The 19,003-nt window shown below is 48.5% G+C and carries 19 protein-coding genes and 1 pseudogene; 19 read left to right on the top strand and 1 reads right to left on the bottom strand.

Annotated features, from left to right (window positions below; translation table 11 throughout):
• Window positions 1-22 precede the first annotated feature (22 nt).
• Entirely contained in the window at window positions 23-322 is a 300-nt protein-coding gene (locus H1R82_RS11480) for a metal-sulfur cluster assembly factor (protein ID WP_037996939.1), read from the bottom strand.
• Window positions 323-511: 189 nt separating this feature from the next.
• On the opposite strand from H1R82_RS11480, the gene recA reads away from it, so the two are divergent.
• The 19 genes and pseudogenes from recA to H1R82_RS14945 all read left to right on the top strand — a co-directional run.
• Complete coding sequence (gene recA, locus H1R82_RS11475) at window positions 512-1,579, top strand: recombinase RecA (RefSeq protein ID WP_181732604.1); 1,068 nt, start codon at window positions 512-514, stop codon at window positions 1,577-1,579.
• The gene (locus tag H1R82_RS11470) at window positions 1,576-2,271 is read left to right on the top strand and encodes a RecX family transcriptional regulator (RefSeq protein WP_181732603.1); all 696 of its coding nucleotides are present in this window, start codon (window positions 1,576-1,578) and stop codon (window positions 2,269-2,271) included. Before recA ends, H1R82_RS11470 begins: the two co-directional genes overlap by 4 nt.
• On the top strand, window positions 2,268-3,254 hold the full coding sequence (locus H1R82_RS11465) for a metallophosphoesterase family protein (protein ID WP_181732602.1): 987 nt from the start codon (window positions 2,268-2,270) through the stop codon (window positions 3,252-3,254). Before H1R82_RS11470 ends, H1R82_RS11465 begins: the two co-directional genes overlap by 4 nt.
• On the top strand, window positions 3,251-4,729 hold the full coding sequence (locus H1R82_RS11460) for an AAA family ATPase (protein WP_181732601.1): 1,479 nt from the start codon (window positions 3,251-3,253) through the stop codon (window positions 4,727-4,729). The genes H1R82_RS11465 and H1R82_RS11460 overlap by 4 nt, the downstream gene beginning before the upstream one ends.
• Window positions 4,704-4,949, top strand: a complete 246-nt coding sequence (locus H1R82_RS11455) for a hypothetical protein (RefSeq protein WP_049720194.1) — start codon at window positions 4,704-4,706, stop codon at window positions 4,947-4,949. The genes H1R82_RS11460 and H1R82_RS11455 overlap by 26 nt, the downstream gene beginning before the upstream one ends.
• A gap of 1 nt (window position 4,950) precedes the next feature.
• Window positions 4,951-5,625: an ATP-binding protein gene (locus tag H1R82_RS11450; RefSeq protein ID WP_181732600.1), complete on the top strand. Its 675-nt coding sequence runs from the start codon at window positions 4,951-4,953 to the stop codon at window positions 5,623-5,625.
• Between the two features lie 217 nt (window positions 5,626-5,842).
• Window positions 5,843-7,387 carry a ribonuclease Y gene (gene rny / locus H1R82_RS11445; RefSeq protein ID WP_181732628.1) on the top strand — a complete coding sequence of 515 codons (1,545 nt, stop codon included), beginning with the start codon at window positions 5,843-5,845 and terminating at the stop codon, window positions 7,385-7,387.
• Window positions 7,388-7,451: 64 nt separating this feature from the next.
• A complete protein-coding gene (locus H1R82_RS11440; RefSeq protein ID WP_181732599.1) occupies window positions 7,452-8,246 on the top strand; it encodes a TIGR00282 family metallophosphoesterase in 795 nt (264 codons plus the stop codon).
• Between the two features lie 118 nt (window positions 8,247-8,364).
• Entirely contained in the window at window positions 8,365-8,625 is a 261-nt protein-coding gene (locus H1R82_RS11435; protein WP_037996879.1) for a stage V sporulation protein S, read from the top strand.
• A gap of 76 nt (window positions 8,626-8,701) precedes the next feature.
• A complete protein-coding gene (locus tag H1R82_RS11430) occupies window positions 8,702-9,646 on the top strand; it encodes a dipeptidase (protein ID WP_181732598.1) in 945 nt (314 codons plus the stop codon).
• Between the two features lie 250 nt (window positions 9,647-9,896).
• A complete protein-coding gene (locus tag H1R82_RS11425) occupies window positions 9,897-11,657 on the top strand; it encodes a 2-oxoacid:acceptor oxidoreductase subunit alpha (protein ID WP_181732597.1) in 1,761 nt (586 codons plus the stop codon).
• Window positions 11,644-12,510, top strand: coding sequence for a 2-oxoacid:ferredoxin oxidoreductase subunit beta (locus tag H1R82_RS11420; RefSeq protein ID WP_181732596.1), 867 nt, complete (start codon window positions 11,644-11,646; stop codon window positions 12,508-12,510). Before H1R82_RS11425 ends, H1R82_RS11420 begins: the two co-directional genes overlap by 14 nt.
• Window positions 12,511-12,605: 95 nt before the next feature.
• Window positions 12,606-13,346 (top strand): MBL fold metallo-hydrolase, encoded by a 741-nt coding sequence (locus tag H1R82_RS11415; RefSeq protein ID WP_181732595.1) that lies wholly within the window; start codon window positions 12,606-12,608, stop codon window positions 13,344-13,346.
• A gap of 80 nt (window positions 13,347-13,426) precedes the next feature.
• Entirely contained in the window at window positions 13,427-14,002 is a 576-nt protein-coding gene (locus H1R82_RS11410) for a xanthine phosphoribosyltransferase (RefSeq protein ID WP_181732594.1), read from the top strand.
• Window positions 14,003-14,281: 279 nt separating this feature from the next.
• Window positions 14,282-15,763, top strand: coding sequence for a tRNA (N6-isopentenyl adenosine(37)-C2)-methylthiotransferase MiaB (gene miaB / locus H1R82_RS11405; protein ID WP_181732593.1), 1,482 nt, complete (start codon window positions 14,282-14,284; stop codon window positions 15,761-15,763).
• A gap of 1 nt (window position 15,764) precedes the next feature.
• The gene (locus H1R82_RS11400) at window positions 15,765-16,187 is read left to right on the top strand and encodes a YlbF/YmcA family competence regulator (RefSeq protein ID WP_181732592.1); all 423 of its coding nucleotides are present in this window, start codon (window positions 15,765-15,767) and stop codon (window positions 16,185-16,187) included.
• 124 nt (window positions 16,188-16,311) lie between these two features.
• Complete coding sequence (cotE, locus tag H1R82_RS11395; RefSeq protein WP_232334012.1) at window positions 16,312-16,884, top strand: outer spore coat protein CotE; 573 nt, start codon at window positions 16,312-16,314, stop codon at window positions 16,882-16,884.
• A 165-nt stretch (window positions 16,885-17,049) separates the two neighbouring features.
• Window positions 17,050-18,441 (top strand): putative amidoligase domain-containing protein, encoded by a 1,392-nt coding sequence (locus H1R82_RS11390; protein WP_181732590.1) that lies wholly within the window; start codon window positions 17,050-17,052, stop codon window positions 18,439-18,441.
• A gap of 74 nt (window positions 18,442-18,515) precedes the next feature.
• Window positions 18,516-18,617 (top strand): annotated as a pseudogene (locus tag H1R82_RS14945) (MutS N-terminal domain-containing protein); the annotation flags it as partial.
• Between the last annotated feature and the right edge of the window lie 386 nt (window positions 18,618-19,003).

Below are 19,003 nucleotides of genomic sequence, written 5' to 3'. Positions count from 1 at the left end.
CCACAAAGTAAGAGCTCTTTTTTCAGTCGGGGATGCCCAAAGCGATTTTGGCATAACGGGACATCCGGCTTTTGTCCCACGGGGGGTTCCAAACGATTTCCACGTCCACTTTGTTGACACCTTCCACATTTTTCAACGCTTGTTCCACTTCCTGCTGGATGATTCCGGCCAAAGGGCAACCCATGGCTGTCAACGTCATGGTGACCTTGACATTTCCTTCATCATCGATATCTATGTCATAGACCAGACCCAGGTTGACAATGTCAATATTTAACTCCGGGTCATTGACTTGTTCCAGTTGTTCCATGATTTGTTCTTTCATCTGTTCCTTTTGCAATGCGCCTCACTCCTTTTTTGCTTCTACCTATAACGTAACACACTTTTTTTTGCATTACACGAGGATTTTCAAAAAAAAGAGTCGAATAAATGTTCGTAAATGATCTTGGCAGATGAAGAAAAACACGATATGATGTTCATATGATTTAATGGGGAAAAAGAGGAGGAACGATACATGTCCGATCGACGACAAGCGTTGGAAATGGCATTGAGACAGATAGAAAAGCAGTTTGGCAAAGGCTCGATCATGAAAATGGGAGACCAGGCCACCCGCCAGGTGGAGACCGTTTCAAGCGGCGCGTTGGCCCTTGACATTGCTTTGGGAGTGGGCGGATATCCCCGCGGGAGGATCATCGAAATCTACGGGCCGGAATCTTCCGGGAAAACCACGGTGGCTTTGCATGCCATTGCTGAGGTGCAAAAAAAGGGAGGACAAGCTGCGTTTATCGATGCAGAGCATGCACTGGACCCCGTATATGCGGAAAAACTGGGAGTGAACATTTCGGAGTTGTTGTTGTCCCAACCGGATACCGGGGAGCAAGCGTTGGAAATTGCCGAAGCCCTCGTCCGCAGCGGTGCCGTCGACATCATTGTGGTTGACTCGGTGGCGGCACTGGTGCCCAAAGCGGAAATTGAAGGAGAGATGGGAGACTCTCACGTCGGTTTGCAAGCCCGGTTGATGTCTCAGGCACTGCGCAAGCTTTCCGGGGCGATCAATAAATCCAAAACCATTGCCATCTTTATTAACCAAATCCGTGAAAAAGTGGGCGTCATGTTTGGAAATCCGGAAACGACACCGGGCGGACGCGCGCTGAAATTCTACTCCAGTGTGCGCCTGGAAGTCCGCCGCGCCGAAACCATCAAGCAAGGCAGCGACATGGTCGGAAACCGAACGAGAATTAAAGTGGTGAAAAACAAAGTGGCTCCTCCCTTTAAACAGGCGGATGTCGACATCATGTTCGGAGAGGGCATCTCCAAAGAAGGAAGTGTCCTGGACATCGCTTCGGAACTGGACATTGTCAATAAGAGCGGGGCATGGTATTCCTTCGAAGGCGACCGCCTGGGGCAAGGGCGCGAAAATGCCAAACAGTTTTTGAAAGAGCATGCGGATGTTTGCCTCAATATCGAAAACCGGATCCGGTCCCATTACAACCTGCCCATCATTCAGGCAAGTGAACCGGAAGAGGCAAAGGACACAAAAAAGAAGAAAAGTAAAGCGGGCAAAACGGAAGAACTTGCTTGAGAACCGGTTCTGAAGAATGGATGAGGCAAGTGGGAGAGAGAAAAAAAATCACCCGGATTGAAAAGCCGTATCTGCACAAGCCGCGGTATCATATCTATGTGGATGGAGAGTTTCTGCTCTCCGTCCATGAAGATATTTTGGTGAAGTACCGGCTTCAAAAAGGCATGGAACTGGATGAAAGCGAAATTGCGAAGTGGCTTGAGGCGGAAGAATACAACAAAGTGAAGCAAAAGGCTTTGCATTATTTATCTTACAAACCCCGTACAACGCATGAAGTCAAAATGTATTTGGGCCGCAAAGGTTTTGAACGCGAAACCGTCGAACAAGTCATCCTGGAGTTGGAAAAAAACGGATTTTTGAATGACATGGAATTTGCCAAAGCCTGGGTGAATGAACGGCAACATCATAAAGGATACGGAAAAAGGCGGTTGAAACAGGAGTTGCTGAACAAAGGAATGGACCCGGCGGTCGTTGATGAGGCATTGATTCATATCGGGGAAGAAGATGAGCGCCAGTTGGCAATATCCATTGCTGAAAGGCGCTATTTGCGTTTATGCCATGAGTCTTGGCCCCGTATCGAACGCCGCCTGGGCAATTATCTCGTCAGGCAGGGATTTTCCATGGGCGTGGTGTATGAGGTGTTGAATCTTTTCCGGGCCCGTTACGAAGAAGAGAAGGGGAATGGTCCATGAAAATATTGTATATGACCGATACACATATCCGTGGGACATCACCACGAAGCCGTACCGACGATTTTCAGCAGGCGATTCGCGAAAAGATTGAAGAAGTGATTGACATCGCCGAAAGAGAGCGGGTCGATCTGGTCTTGCACGGCGGGGATTTGTTTGACCGCCCCAATCTTTCACCCGCCATTGTCCGGGAATTCGCCGGGCTGTTCCGCCGTTTTCCGGCCCCCATTTTCGCGGTTGCGGGGAATCATGATATTTACGGGCACAATCCCGCAACGGTGGAGCGGACGATGCTGGGGTTGCTCGATGCTTTCGGCGCCATCCGGTTGGTGAACGAAGGGGAACGGATCAAATGGGAGAAAGACGGTGTCACCGTTCAGATCAGCGCCCAACCTTTCCATTATGATTTGGATAAACGAAAGCGGCATCTCGATTATACGGTGCCAAATGAATGCGGAGCCGATTATTGTGTGCACATGGTTCACGGCATGTTGGTGGACCGGGCCCTGTCGGACAGCATTCCGCACACGTCGGTTCACGAAGTCTGGAGTGATTCCGTCGATGTGCTGTTGACAGGGCATTATCATGCAGGCTTTCCCGTGCAGCACCGGAACGGAAAATATATTGTCAATCCCGGTGCGCTGGCCCGGATCAACAACCACCGGTCGGAAATCAAACGGATGCCCCAAGTCGCCCTGCTGGAATTGAACAAGGAGGGCATCGATGTCCGGCTGATTCCGCTTCAATGCGCCAAACGGGGGGAAGAAATTTTGGACCGGTCCTACATTGAAAAAGAAGAATTTCGCGAAAAACAGCTGGGCGAATTCATCCGGGAAGTCAAATCGGTGACCGATTTTCAATCCATCAACATCATGGATATCATCTTTGAAATGTCCAAGTTGCATGACATCGGGGATGTAGTCACTTCGGAAGCCCAGCGGAGGATTGCGATTGAACAAGAAGCAGAAAGGGAGAGCAGCCATTGAATGGTTTTAAAAAGCTCGTGATTGAAAATTTCCAGTCCCATCAGTATACCGAAATTGATTTCACCGACGGGCTCAATGTGTTTGTGGGACCGTCTGACAGTGGGAAAAGCGCAATTTTGCGTGCATTGAAGTGGGTGTTGTTCAACACCCCGCGGGGAACGGACTTTATCCGGACCGGGGCCAAAGAGTGCCGCGTTCGTCTGATGTTGACGGACGGGACGGCGATCGAGAGAATCCGCAGCCGTTCGGTCAACCGGTATGTGCTTTATACACCGGACGGTAAGGAACAAATCTTTGAAGGATTTGGCAACACCGTGCCGGAGGAAATCACCGACGTGCACCGGATCGTTCCGGTGGAGCTGGACCAGAAAGAGTTGTTGTTGAATTTCGGCACACAATTGGAGAGCCCTTTTTTGCTTTTTGAATCCAATCAAAACAAAGCCAAAACCATCGGCCGGATCAGCGGTGCCCATTTGATCGACAAAGCTTTGAAAAAAACGAGCACCGACCGGTTGGCTTTAAGCGGAACGATCCGCCAGCTGGAACAGGAAAAAGAGCGGTTGGAAGAACAATTAAAGCCGTATGAGAACCTGCAGCAGTTGGAAGCCGATTTTCAGGTGGCAGAACAAGCTTTTCATGACGTGCAGGAAAAAAAACAGTTGCAAGCGTCTTTGCAAACAAAACTGGAAAGCTTGAACGGGATCCGGCGGGGAAAAGAAGTGTGGCAGGAAAAAGTGACGGCATTAAAACGGTTGCCGGATGCCGAACAGCAGCTGCTTCACTTGGAATATCAAAAAGCGCTCCTTTCCCGGTTGATTCGTTTAAACGAAAAGTGGACCCGGCTTCAACAGGAAAAAGAGCGCACGCTGGAAACGGTCAAACAGGGGGAACACATTCCGGAAGCGGAAAAGCAGCTCGCCGGTTTGTCAAGGAGCCAACAAAGGTTTGAGCAACTGCTCCGGCTCCAAAACAAGCGGAATCAGATCAAAGAGAAAAAAGCCGGGCTTGAAGCCGGTGTTCTCCGGCTTCAGAATGTGCCGCAAGGCATGCGGGAGTTTGAAAAACTGGCCGGGAAGCACGAGCGTTTCAAAGTGCTCCAGCCTCTGATCCGCCGGAAAGAAAAGAATGCAGAGGAACTGAATTACTGGCGCAAGGTGCAAAAGCAAAGCCGGGAAGCCCTGGAGGTATTGGAAAAAGTGGTGCCGAACATAGAAGAGAAAGAAGCGCTGATAAAGAAGCTGAACGATTTGCACCAAAGCCGGCTGGATTGCCAAAAACGGATTGCCATCGGAAAAAAATACATCCGGGAAAAAGAGCAGGAAATTTTGCATTGCACCCGGGAATGGATCCGGCTGTTAAAAAAGATCGGGAAGTGCCCGACCTGTGGAACGCCCATCGGCCACTCCGTTTTGCAACATATCATGGAAGAGTATCAAGGAGGAATTTCTCGTGCAGCAGCTGGAAGAGAAGATTAAACAACTCAAAGCGCAACTGGAAGATGCCAAAAGCAAATTAACGGTTGCCAAAGCCCGTCTGGAAGATTTGGAAAAGCAGGAAGAGGAGATTGTCAAAGAAGCCAGGGAACTGGGAGTGGAACCGGAAGATTTGCCCGGGGAGATTGAGCGGCTTGAAAAAGAGATTGAGGAAGGCATTGAAAAGGCATGGAGCTACTTGCCGAAGGAGTTGAGAAAATGAGATGAAAGACGCATCACTCGGGGAATTGCAACAGGCTTTGAAAGAAGCAAGAGATGAACTGTTGCGGCGAAAAGCGGAAAAAGAGCTCCATTTGCGTCAATTGAATGAGACAAAAACCCGGTTGAAAGAAAGCGTGGAGCACCGTGACCTGTTGGACCGGGTGCGTCTTTTGTTCCAACTGTCATCCGACTATGCCCGTCAGCAGGCAAAGCAACAATTGGAAACGCTGGTGACCAATGCCTTGAAGTATGTCTTCGGTTCGACGCTTCATTTTGAAATTGAGCTCTCGGATCATGGCGGAAACCCGACGGCCGAATTTTATGTGGTTTCAAAGTGGGATGAACAGGAAGTGAAAAACCGTCCTCAGGATGCCCGCGGCGGCGGTGTCGTCGACATTGTCTCATTGGCGCTCAGGATTGCGCTCATGGAAACGATCAAGCCCCGTGTCCAAGGGCCGATTATCTTGGATGAACCCGGAAAACATGTGAGTGAAGATTATATTGTCCCCATGATTGAGTTTTTAAAATCGGTCGGGGAAACATTCGGCCGGCAAATCATTCTTGTCACGCACAATACGCATTTGACGGAATCGGCCGATTCGGCTTATTACGTGCGGTTGTCATCCGGCAAGTCGGAAGTGGAGCGAAGCCGGAATCTTGACAACAATACTGTATAAATAATACAATTTAGTTGTATCTTTGCCTTTTTTAACGGTGAAAGATACCTTCTGACGAAGTAAGTTTGGAATAGAAACCTGAAGGAATTTGAAAATGTTTGCTGGTTTTCCAGCCTTGACCTGGTATAGCAAAAAATGAGTGAGGACGAGCGTGAGAAGACCGAGTTCATCGGTCTTATTTTGTAAACAGAAACAGAGGAGGTGAGCGGTGAATCCAATGGTGTTTAATGGATTGGACATCGTTCTGATGTTTGCCTCTCTCGGTGTCGGAATCGGTGCGGGTTACTGGATACGCAAAATGACGGCGGAAGCCCGGATCGGCAGTGCGGAGAAGGAAGCTGCCGAAATTCTGGAAAAGGCGAACAAAGAAGCCGAAGCCAACAAAAAAGAAAAAATCTTTGAAGCCAGGGATGAAATCCATCAATTGCGCACCGAAGCGGAAAAAGAGATTCGTGAGCAGAGGAATGAATTACAGCGGATTGAGCGTCGTCTTGACCAAAAAGAAGAAACACTTGAACGAAAACAATTGAATTTGGAATCGCGTGAGGAAGAATTGGCCAAACGCGAGAAATATATTGATGAACGTCAGCAGGAGATTGACCGGCTATACCAGGAACAGCTCAAAGAGATGGAACGGATTTCCGGACTTACCACGGAAGAAGCGCGTCAGTTGATTCTGGCTAAAGTCGAGAACGAGATGAAGCACGAAACGGCTCAAATCATGAAAGAGATGGAACAACAGGCGATTGATGAAGGAGACCGGCGTGCGCGGAAAATCTTGTCTTTGGCCATTCAACGTTGTGCGGCGGATCATGTTGCAGAAACGACCGTATCCGTAGTGAATTTACCCAATGATGAAATGAAAGGCCGCATCATCGGGCGTGAAGGCCGGAATATCCGGACGTTGGAAACGTTGACGGGAATTGACCTGATCATTGATGATACGCCGGAAGCCGTGATTTTGTCCGGATTTGACCCCATTCGCCGTGAAGTGGCGCGGGTGGCGTTGGAAAAACTGGTGGCTGACGGAAGGATTCACCCGGCGCGGATTGAAGAGATGGTGGAAAAATCCCGCCGGGATGTGGATGAACGGATTCGTGAATATGGCGAGCAGGCGACCTTTGAAACCGGCGTGCACGGATTGCATCCGGATCTCATCAAGATCATCGGCAGGTTAAAATTCCGTACCAGTTACGGGCAAAACGTTTTGAAGCACTCCATGGAGGTCGCGCATCTGGCTGGTTTGTTGGCCGCGGAATTGGGTGAAGACATTCATCTGGCGAAACGGGCCGGCTTGCTTCATGACATCGGAAAAGCCATTGACCACGAAATTGAGGGTTCGCATGTGGATATTGGCGTTGAATTGGCGAAAAAATACAAAGAGCATCCCGTGGTGATCAACAGCATCGCTTCTCATCACGGAGACTGTGAAGCGACCAGTGTGATTGCTGTCTTGGTCAGAGCGGCGGATGCGCTTTCGGCGGCCAGACCCGGAGCCCGTCGGGAAACATTGGAGGCATATATCAAGCGTCTGGAGAAATTGGAAGAGATTTGCGATTCCTTCGACGGCGTGGAAAAATCATATGCAATTCAAGCAGGGCGTGAATGTCGGATCATCGTGAAGCCGGATGAAGTCGATGATGCGGAAGCCGTCCGTTTATCCCGTGAAATCACCAAACAGATCGAAAGTCAATTGGATTACCCCGGCCATATTAAGGTGACGGTGATTCGAGAGACAAGATCTGTCGAATATGCGAAATAAAGTGGCCTTGCGGCCGCTTTATTTTTTCAAAGCATCTTAGCGGAGTTGGAGGCTATTTGTACTGATGAGAATCTTAATGATCGGTGATATTGTTGGACAAGTGGGGCGACAAGCGGTCGCCAATTATTTGCCGAAATTAAACCAAATGTACTCGCCCGATGTGATTGTGGCAAACGGGGAAAATGCCGCGGGCAACGGACGGGGAATTCAACGGGAAATTCTGAGGGAACTGATGGATCTGGGAATCCATTGTGTCACATTGGGAAATCATGCTTGGGCACAAGCCGAGGTGTTTGATTTTATCGACGAGGAGCCGTTTTTAATCCGTCCCGCCAATTATCCGCCGGGGACGCCCGGGAAAGGCCATGTCTTATTGACGGTAAAAGGCGTGAAAGTCGTTGTGGTCAACCTGATGGGAAGAGCGTATATGGGACAATTGGATTGCCCGTTTAGAAAAATGGATGAAATTTTGAGCCGGATTTCAGGAACCCCGTATATCTTGGTCGATTTTCATGCGGAAACCACATCGGAAAAACAAGCATTGGCTTGTTACCTGGATGGGAAAGTTTCTGCGGTGATCGGGACCCACACGCATGTGCAAACGGCAGATGAACGAATTTTGCCAAAAGGAACGGGTTATCTGACGGATGTGGGGATGGTCGGCCCGTATGACAGCGTGATCGGGATGAAAAAAGAGGAGGTTGTGAAGCGGTTTATCACGCAAATGCCTGTTCGTTTTTCTGTTGCAAAAGGAAGAGAACAATTTAATGCTGTATTGATCGATTTGGACAAACAGACCAAAAAAACCACGAAATTAACGAGGATTCGCATTGATGCGGAGCATCCGCTTATCGGTTGAAACAGAATAAATTTATTTATGATTTTTTACTCCTATCTATGCAAATTGGAAGGAATTTTTACTTGCGAGTCGAATAGGATAGTAGTGGATTCACTCCAACCATCGAGGAGGTACCTACATGGAAGTATTAAAAGTTTCAGCAAAATCTAACCCGAATTCTGTTGCTGGTGCACTCGCCGGAGTCTTGCGTGAACGTGGTCAAGCAGAGATGCAAGCAATTGGCGCAGGGGCGCTGAATCAAGCTGTAAAAGCGGTTGCGATTGCACGAGGATTCGTGGCGCCTAGTGGGATTGATCTGATTTGTATTCCTGCTTTTACCGATATTATGATCGATGGTGAAGAACGGACCGCGATCAAACTGATTGTGGAACCTCGTTAGGGGAAATTGGTCAATATATTCAAAAAAACCTGTTTATTTATATAGACAGGTTTTTTTAAATGGAAGGGTGAACAAGATGCAGTGGATGGATGGGCATTGCGATGTGTTAAGCAAAATGTGGCGAAATTTAAAGGACCATTCTTTTTATGACCCCCGCTCCAAGTTGGACAGTTCTTATCACCATCTGAAGGAAGCTTTGGTGGCTTTGCAGGTTTTTGCGATATGGGTACCTGATTCGGTACCCAGAGAAAACCGGTTGTCGGTCGCATTGAAACAAGTGGATTTGTTTTATGAACAGATTGTCAAGCAAGAAGAAGCGGTTCATATGGTCGGTTCAAAACAAGCGTTAAAACAATGTGCCCCGGAGCGGATGGGGGCACTGTTGGCGATGGAAGGGGCCGACGCCTTGCATGGAGAACTGGCTTTCCTGCGGCTTTTTTTTCGTCTCGGCGTGCGCCAGTTGGGGTTGACTTGGAACCATGCGAATGAAGTGGCGGACGGCATTGAGGAGGAACGGAACGGAGGATTGACGAATTTCGGCAAAAAAGTGATCGCCGAGATGGAAAGGCTGGGCATGATTTTGGACGTTTCCCATTTGTCGGTACGGGGATTTTGGGAAGTGATGGAGTCTGATTTGCCGGTGCTTGCTTCACACTCCAATTGCCGGAAAATCGCCCCTCATCCGCGGAATCTGGAAGATGAACAAATCGAGGCGCTGATCCGAAAAGGCGGATTGATCGGGATCACCTTTGTTCCATCGTTTACATATCCTTGTGAAAAGGAAGCCACCATCGATCATCTTTTGTTACATATCGAACATGTCTGCAGTTTGGGAGGCGAACGGAATCTTTGTTTTGGATCGGATTTTGACGGAATCCGTTTGAAAATTAAAAATTTGCACAATTACAGGGATGTGCACCGTTTGAAAGAAGCGCTTTTGCGCCGTTATCCCGAGTCATTGGTGAAGAAATGGGCATGGGAAAATGCCTTTGCTTTTTACTTAAATCATTTACCGTCATAAAGCCGAAAAAAGTTTAGCAAAAATGATCTTTTTTTTACTTAGGTCTTTTTTTGCAACATTAAAAGAAAAATTGAAAAGATAGGGAACTTAAAACGGTTGCTTTTTATACCATACAGGTCTAGAATGATACATGAAAATGCTATCACTCGGCACAAAGTTGGCTTTATTCCTTTCTTTGTGAAGAGTCGATATCTTTCATAGTTATTTTAATATTGTGTAGTGTGTGGCAGTATTAAAGGAGATGAGTTCATTGGTTAAGCAGCTTTCGTGGAAAGTGGGCGGACAACAAGGGGAAGGTATTGACAGTGCAGGAGAGATTTTGTCAACAGCTTTAAATCGAAAAGGGTATTATTTATACGGGTACAGACATTTTTCTTCACGAATTAAAGGTGGTCACTCCAACACCAAGATTCGTATCAGCATAAACCCAATCCGCTCCATTTCCGACGAGCTGGATATACTTGTCGCATTTGACCAAGAATCCATTGACTTGAATGCTCATGAATTGGTTGTGGGCGGGGTCATCTTGGCCGATGCCAAGTTTAATCCAACCGTTCCGGAAGGAGTAAACGCAAACCTTCTTGCGATTCCGTTTACCAAGATTGCCGAAGAAATCGGAATGTCCCAAATGAAAAATATGGTGGCCGTCGGGGCTTCGGCTGCTTTGTTGGGCATTCCGGCGGATGCTTTTAAAGAAGTGATTGAAGAAAGGTTCGCACGGAAAGGCCAAAAAGTGGTAGATAGGAATATGGAAGCGATTACAAGAGGGTTCGAGCATGTCGCAGGCGAACTTGGTGATGGAATAACAAGATTTCGCTTGGAACCTTCTGACGGGAAAAAACGGTTATATATGATTGGAAATGACGCCATTGCACTGGGGGCCATTGCGGCGGGAGCCCGGTTGATGGCTGCCTATCCGATTACGCCGTCTTCAGAGATCATGGAGTATTTGATCAAAAAACTGCCGAAATTCGGCGGTTCGGTTGTTCAAACGGAAGATGAGCTGGCGGCAATCACCATGGTGATCGGGGCAAACTATGGTGGTGTTCGCGCTCTCACGGCTTCGGCAGGGCCGGGATTGTCACTGATGACCGAAGCGATTGGTCTGGCCGGGATGACCGAAACGCCGGCGGTGATCGTAAACACGCAGCGTGGCGGACCCAGTACCGGTCTTCCGACCAAACAGGAACAAAGCGACTTATTGTCCATGTTGTTCAGCACACACGGTGAAATCCCGAAAATCGTCATTGCTCCGAGCACAGCCGAAGAATGCTTCTACGATACCATTCAGGCGTTCAATCTGGCGGAGCAGTATCAATGCCCGGTGATCATCCTGTCGGATTTGGCGATGTCGCTCGGGAAACAAACCGTTGAACCGCTCGAATATGACCGGATTGAAATTAAACGCGGAAAACTGGTTCCCTGGGATGAAGAGCTTCCGGAATTGGAGCCTTCCCAATTATTTTTGCGTTATGAACTGACTGAGGATGGCATTTCCAGAAGGGTTCTTCCAGGACAGAAAAACGGGTTGCACCATGTGACCGGAGTGGAGCATGATGAAACCGGACGTCCGTCGGAAAAACCGTTAAACCGCAAAAAAATGATGGAAAAACGGCTCATGAAACTGAAAAACGGCATCGATTTTGACACCCCGGTTTATCTGGATGCCCCGCACGATGATGCTGATTTGTTGATTATCGGATTTAACTCGACCCGCGGCACGATTTCCGAAGCGAAAGAGCGCGCAGAAGCAGAAGGCTTGAAAATCAACCATGCACACATTCGTCAATTGTTGCCGTTCCCGACGGAAATCATCCGGGAGCAAATGAACAGAGCGAAAAAAGTAATGGTTGTTGAAAACAATGCTACCGGACAATTAACCAATGTCATCAAAATGTATGTAGGAATGGCCGAAAAACTGGTTCACTTTGGAAAATATGACGGAAACCCATTCCTGCCTTCTGAAATTTATCATCAATGTAAGGAGCTGTTGGTCCATGGCCACGTTTAAAGATTTTCGCAATAAAGTAAAACCCAACTGGTGTCCCGGTTGCGGTGACTTTTCCGTGTTGGCCGCCATGCAGCGTGCTTTCGCCAATACCGGTTTGGAGCCGCATGAAGTAGCCGTTGTTTCAGGGATCGGTTGTTCCGGACGGATCTCCGGATACATTAATGCGTACGGATTTCACGGTGTCCATGGCCGGGCACTGCCGATTGCACAAGGGTTGAAACTGGCAAACCGCGATTTAACGGTGGTTGCGGCCGGCGGGGATGGTGACGGTTTTGCCATCGGGATGTCGCACACCATCCATGCCATTCGCCGGAATGTGGATATCACCTATATTGTCATGGATAACCAGGTTTACGGGTTAACCAAAGGCCAAACCTCTCCGCGAAGCGAAAAAGGATTCAAAACGAAAAGCACTCCCCAAGGCGCCATTGAATCACCCATTCATCCGATGGAAATGGCGTTGACGGCAGGAGCCGGCTTTGTGGCTCAATCGGTTTCCAGCGACCTGAAACAATTAACCCGTGTGATCGAAGAAGGGATCAAGCATAAAGGATTTTCCTTCATCAATGTTTACAGCCCGTGTGTGACGTACAACAAAATCAACACGTATGACTTTTTCAAACAAAATCTGGTCAGCTTGGATGATGATCCGGATTATGATCCATCCGACCGCCAACTGGCCATGCAAAAACTGATGGAACATCAGGGATTGGTCACGGGAATCATCTACCAAAACAAAGAGCAACCCTCCTATGAATCCGTGATCAAAGGCTTTAAAGAAGAACCGTTGGCAAAACAAGACCTGAAAATTTCCGAACAAGAATTCGAAGAATTGGTTGCCGAATTTGCATAAAGAAAAAAAGCTGTGCAGACTAAGGTCTGTACAGCTTTTTTTGTGGAATGGATGAAAAATTTGTTGTGATCATGGAATGCGAAGGAGGATGCCAGATGAGATGGACAGTGCTTGGTTGCCATTCTCCCTATCCGGCACCGGGGGGAGGGACGCCCGGTTATCTGTTGGAGGCGGAAGGGAAAAAAATTCTGATTGATTGCGGTAGCGGAACACTGGCCCGGCTGGCCGGACGGGTCGCCGTCGAAGCGTTGGATGCCGTTTTGTTGTCGCATTTGCATCACGACCATCTGGTTGACTTTTTTGTCTTGCAGTACGCGGTCATGACAGCCCGAAAACAAGGGAAAAGGAAACACCCCCTTGCGGTCTGGTCACCGGAGAAACCGGCCGGTTGGTTTGAAAAGCTGCGTTACAAAACAGAGATTGAGCGAAGCGGGATCCGGGAAGGGATGAAAATTCATTTGGGCGGTCGGCTGACCGTGCATTTTTTCCGCACTGATCATGCCGTTCCTTGTTTTGCCATGCGGATCCATGACGGTCAACACACCATCTTGTACGGGGCAGACAGTGGCCCGGGGACAGATTGGGAAAAGATGGGAGAAAGCCCCGATCTGTTTGTTTGTGAAGCAAGCTTTTTACATAAAGATTTGCCGGATCAGCCAACAGGGCATCTTTCGGCCAGACAAGCCGGGCTCGCTGCCGCCCGGCTCAAGGCCAAGCGGTTGATCTTGACCCATTTGTATCCCGGGTATGATCCGGATCAGCTGAAAGAGGAAGCCATGGCGGTTTTTGACGGTGTTTGCCAGACCGCTTATTCCGGCATGACGATCGATTTGTAGCTTTTGTTTGGGCGGTGCATCCATTATCATGGAGAGACAAGCACAGTTTTGAATCAACCGATGGAAAGAGGGGAGAGCGGTTGCAGAAACTGAAGGAGTATATTGTCAAAGAAGGATTGGTGTTGTCTGACGACATTTTAAAAGTGGATGCATTTTTGAATCATCAAATCGATCCTTTTTTGATCCGGGAAATCGGGGAAGAGTTTGCCAGGCGTTTCCAAGATGCATCCGTCACCAAAATTTTAACCATCGAGTCGTCGGGCATTGCGCCGGCGGTCATGACCGGATTGGCATTGAACGTTCCCGTGGTTTTCGCCCGGAAGAAAAAGTCACTGACACTGAAGGATTCGTATTATGAAGCCAAAGTTTATTCATACACCAAACAAGAGACGACTTCCGTGGTGGTGTCGAAAAAGTTCTTAACCCCGGAGGACCGGGTGTTGGTGATTGATGACTTTCTGGCCAATGGACAAGCGGCGGAAGGTTTGATTCAAGTGATCCGCATGGCAGGGGCCCGGTTGACCGGATTGGGGGCGGTGATTGAAAAATCTTTTCAGCCTGGCGGATCCAATCTTCGTAAGCAGGGAATCCGTGTGGAATCGCTGGTGAAAATCGTATCCTTGGCCGATGGGAAAGTTCATTTCGAAGAAAACTGAGGCGCAAGCCGGATTTCCTTTTCACAGAAGGGAGATCCGGCTTGATTGTTTGTTTATTCAAATAAACAAGTTTGCAGCACAAACAATTTGCAAAAATTCACTTTCCCCGGCTGGGAAATTTGCAACAACATGTTATAATGGGGGAGAATCATCCGAGGATCTTTATTGAACACATGTCATTCATCGTGTATAATAAAAAAATTGCAGTATTCGTGTTCAGCCATCGAAATCATGGATTCATTCATTATAGAAGCAATCTCACCAGAAAGGGTGAATGAAATGGAACGAAAAGAGAAAGATTACAGCCAATATTTTGTTGCACCCGATCTGAAAGCCGCCAAAAGACGGGGGAAGTCGGGTGTGGAAGTGATTCAATTTGATCAGATCCCCGATAACATGCGTGGTGTCGGCGCGGGGAAGAAATATTTGATCCAAACTTACGGATGCCAAATGAATGTGCATGACAGCGAAACGATCGCCGGGATTCTGGAACAAATGGGCTATGAACGGACAGACCGGGAAGATCAAGCGGACATTATTTTGCTGAATACGTGTGCCATTCGCGAAAATGCGGAAGACAAAGTGTTTGGCGAACTGGGACGCCTCAAACACCTGAAGTTGGAAAACCCGGATTTGATCCTCGGGGTATGCGGTTGCATGTCCCAGGAAGAAGTGGTTGTCAACCGGATCTTAAAAAGTTATCAGCATGTGGATTTGATCTTTGGCACACACAATATCCACCGCTTGCCGGTCTTGTTGCAAAACGCCTTGTTCAGCAAGGAAATGGTCGTGGAAGTATGGTCCAAAGAGGGCGATGTGGTCGAAAACATGCCCAAGAAGCGTGAAGACGGACTGCGTGCCTGGGTCAACATTATGTACGGATGTGACAAATTCTGCACGTACTGTATTGTTCCTTATACACGGGGGAAAGAACGCAGCCGCCGTCCCGAAGACGTGTTGAATGAGATTCGCGAATTGGCGCGCAAAGGCTATCAGGAAGTGACTTTGCTCGGACAAAACGTGAATGCTTACGGAAAAGATTTCACTGATATCAATTACCGGTTTGGTGACTTGATGGATGATGTCCGCAAAATCGGCATTCCGCGTGTCCGGTTTACGACAAGCCACCCTCGTGATTTTGATGACCATCTGATCGAGGTTCTGGCCAAGCGCGGAAATCTGGTCGAGCACATTCATCTGCCGGTTCAATCCGGAAGCTCGCAAATTTTGAAATTGATGGCACGCAAATATACCAGGGAGTCTTATCTCGAATTGGTCCGCAAAATCAAAAAAGCCATCCCCGATGTGGTGTTGACCACCGACATTATCGTGGGCTTCCCCGGAGAAACGGAAGAACAATTTGAAGAAACGCTGTCCCTTGTCCGGGAAGTGGAGTTTGATTCGGCGTTTACGTTTATTTACTCTCCGCGTGAGGGAACACCGGCCGCCAAAATGAAAGATGACGTGCCGATGGAAGTGAAAAAAGAACGCTTGCAACGTTTGAACGATCTGCAAAACGAAATCAGCCGCCGGAAAAACGAAGCGCTCCGCGGCCAGGTGGTGGAAGTTCTGGTGGAAGGCACAAGTAAGAAAAATCCGGATGTTTTGTCGGGGCGGACCCGTACCAACAAGCTGGTGAATTTCACGGGACCGAAACATCTGATCGGGAAATTTGCCCATGTCCGGATCGATGAACCGCAGACCTGGACGTTAAAAGGAGTTTGGGTGGAAGAGGAACCTCTGACGAAAGTGGGAGGATAAAATGAACACCTCATTTGAAAACCATCCCGTGTTGGTGCAAGCCCGGCAGTTTGCGGACTTGATTTTAAAAAGCGAAGAAATCCAACGGTTTCGTGCCGCAGAAGCGCAGGTGAAAAAAAGCAAGACCGTCCAGAATTATATTGACACCATCAAGCGAAAGCAAAAAGAATTGGTCCATGCCAAGCATTATCAGAAAACCAAATATGCCCGCATCTTGGAAAAAGAACTGGAACAGTTGAATCAGGAGCTGGAAAACCTCCCCATCGTCCGGGAGTATCAGCAGACGCAAGTGGGAGTGAATGATCTTTTGCAAACCATCCAGCAAGTGATTGGCACCACCGTTTCCAAAAAAGTGTCCGTTGAAACCGGTGGTGAAATCCGGCAGGGATGTGGAAGCGGCGGGCCTTGTGGCTGTTCGCGGTAAAAAAAATTTTCCCCCGGGATGATTTCCCGGGGGTTTTTTTGCACCCTAGACAGTTGCCCTGCATACACTTGTTATTGAATGATGCTTGGAGGAGGGAAGTATGGTGTCATATCCAGATAGAGCCATGGAATACCGACAAATTATCACCAAGGCTGTATGCGGAAAAGGACGCAGATTCTTACAGTCCACGCACACAGTGAAGCCGCCGGAAAATATCCATACGATTTTGGGGGCATGGGTGATTAATCATCAGTACGAATGCACAAAAGTAGGGGAAGCCGTGGAAGTCAGCGGCAAGTACGATGTGAACATCTGGTATTCCACCAAAGGGAACACCAAAACCGATGTGATAAAAGAAACCGTTTATTACACCGAGCAAGTCCCGCTGAGCTATTATGACCGCAACACCCGTGATTCCACCGTTACCGTCAGCGCCACGGTGACGCAGGCTCCCAACTGTGTGGAAGCATCCATCGCTTCGCACACGGATGGAATCGCTGACGGCATTGTCGTCCGGGTTGAAAAAGAATTTGCAGTTGAAATGGTGGGACAAACGAAGATATGTGTACCGGTCTATCCGTTAGAATATGCAGAAACTGATGATAAAGATTTGGCGGGAAGCTATGAAGAACATGTGGATGAAGATTCTTTTGATGAACTGGATCCGGATTTGATCATCGATGACCTGGAAGATTAATCAACGGATATTCCTGCTGATACCGGGAACTGCTGGCACCCAGTCAGCAGTTTATTTTTGTGTTTGGATCCGAAAAACAACATTTAACCAATTGAGAAGCCAAGACATAACATAGATCATAATGCTCTTGACAGAAAAAGGGGATGCACAGAAAGGGGAAAGGTTATGGGAGCCGTCACCCTTCCATATATGGATGTGAACAATCAGCAATCCATCAGAAATCTTTTGATTGAACAACAAGGAAGACTTGCCTCAACCATTCATCTGGAAAAGAGCGGATCGGTGGCCGTGTCTGAGCCGGTTTTGATATTAAATGATGAAAGATATGTCCAAAGGACAAAAAATCCTTCGACTTGCCACCGGATCTTGCGGATGCACGGAATTCCCGTGCATTCCCATCATCAGCCGGTCTTGCGGGAGTACATGGTCGCCGTTTTCCAAACCAACGTGCTGGCGGTTTATTGTTCCAATCAACAAGGGGCCTGGTTGGCGGAGCCGAAGAGGAAACGGAAAAACAGTTTCCGGCGGGTCTCTTTGCAGGATCCGTCGCGGGAAGTGAGGAAAATCAAAGAATGGGCCGTCCGGGCTTTGTATGCGTTGGGGTTGGATTACGGACTGGTGCGCCTGGCCGTGGGGCCCAACCGGAAATATTTTGTCCGGCAGGTGGTTTGTGATCCCGAGTTAAACAAAGAATTGAAACAAAGCTTTGTGAAAGCCGTACAAGAATATGTGAAAGAGTGTGTAAATCTTCCGGCCATATCCTGGAACCAGGTGGTGCTGGGAGCCGATCCGGAGTTTATCATGGAAGGAAGGTCCGGGGGATTATTGATTGCATCCCGGTATTTCCCGGTGAAAGGGAGGGTGGGGTGCGATGCGATCTGGATGAACCAAAACCGTTCCTTAAAGCCGCTGGTGGAGATCCGGCCGGAGCCGACTTCAGATCCGCGCGCACTGGCTATCAACATTTTTAAAGGGCTGTTGTACGCAGCCAAAAAAACAGGACGCGCACCGGCAAAATGGCTGGCCGGCGCATTGCCGCACCATGCTTTCCCGTTGGGAGGGCATATCCACTTCAGTGGTGTTCAACCAAACTTTAAATTGTTGCGGGCTTTGGACAACTATTTGGCGTTATTGTTGGCGATCGTGGAAGATCCGCAGGGGATCGGGCGCCGCCCCAAGTACGGGTTTTTGGGGGATTTCCGGTATCAGGACCACGGCGGGTTTGAATACCGGACGTTACCCAGTTGGCTGATTTCCCCCACCCTGACCAAAGGGGTTTTTGTCGTGGCGAAGTTGATTGCCATCCACTACCGGTATTTGAATTATTATCCGCTGGACGAGGAAGAAGTCCAAGAAGCGTATTATCAGGGGGATAAAGAGGTGCTGGCCGAGTGGTTGCCCGTGTTGTGGAGCGAATTGAAGAAATGCCCTTATTACGTACGTAATAAGGAATATCTGGATAAATTCTACAGATACCTGACTTCGGGATCCACCTGGAACGAATCGCAAGATATCCGAAAAGTGTGGAAATTGCCGCCCTACCACAAGAAAAAATAATGGAAAAGTGGGACGGTGCCCTGATTCATGTTAAAATATTGCAGTGAAAAATATTGTAACGGAGGCAGAGAACTTTGGCAAAATATACTCCGATGATTCAGCAATACTTGTCGATCAAGGCACAATATCCGGATGCCTTCTTATTTTTTCGTTTAGGCGATTTTTACGAGATGTTTGTGCGCCCATAAGGACTTATAGGGAATCTGCCCTTGGCAAGGCAGTGGGTGAGGGACGCGGCAAACACCCATCATCGACCAACTGACCCGGAGGGGAAACCTGAAGGGGAGTGTAGCATGTTGGTAAAGTCACGAGTCACGAAGCTGCCATCGTGCGACTGAGTGGCGAGATGAAAAGTTGTGAATGAGGATGAAAGCTGGATTGCTTGAATGACAGCCCGAGCCGGTTGATCGTAGCCCATGGCGGAAGGCAGCTGTATACGCCATGCAGCCGTGATGATTCGCAGAAAGACATGGCGGTCATCGGTGCGTCCTGCGGCTGGGCAGCCTCTGTCAGAGGAAAAGGGCGAACGTCACATCCGACATCACAACGTGCCTGTCTCTAT

Source organism: Thermoactinomyces intermedius (assembly GCF_013912365.1).
GTDB lineage: Bacteria > Bacillota > Bacilli > Thermoactinomycetales > Thermoactinomycetaceae > Thermoactinomyces > Thermoactinomyces intermedius.
This window is presented reverse-complemented; position numbering and strand designations above follow the sequence as displayed.